Below are 320 nucleotides of genomic sequence, written 5' to 3'. Positions count from 1 at the left end.
AAGCCACCGCCCCGCATAAGTTTACCGGCAACAAATCCGGAAACGATTCCAATAATAATATACCATAGAAAATACATAGGCAATTTTTTTAGTTACACACTCAGTTTTAAAATTTACATGTAAATATATGTAAGATATATCCTCTCTTTATCTGCTTGCAAGCAGTGACAATAAATAAACTACAGATCCGATAACAGAACCGGCTATTAATCTGACTCGTAAATCAAAACTTAGATTTTTCATGATTATAGTTTTTAATAATGTTACGAACTTTAGTTCCTGTCACATACTGAAAAACAGAACATTGAAAAAATAGTTCG

1 pseudogene is annotated in these 320 nt (G+C 31.6%); it reads right to left on the bottom strand.

From position 1 onward, the window contains the following. Positions 1-77 (bottom strand): annotated as a pseudogene (locus QZ327_RS04875) (GlsB/YeaQ/YmgE family stress response membrane protein); the annotation flags it as partial. Positions 78-320: the final 243 nt, after the last annotated feature.

It is taken from the genome of uncultured Bacteroides sp., assembly GCF_910578895.1.
In the GTDB taxonomy this organism is placed as follows: Bacteria; Bacteroidota; Bacteroidia; order Bacteroidales; family Bacteroidaceae; genus Bacteroides.
Note: the sequence above shows the minus strand (reverse complement) of the source record. Positions and strands in the feature narration are given on the sequence as shown.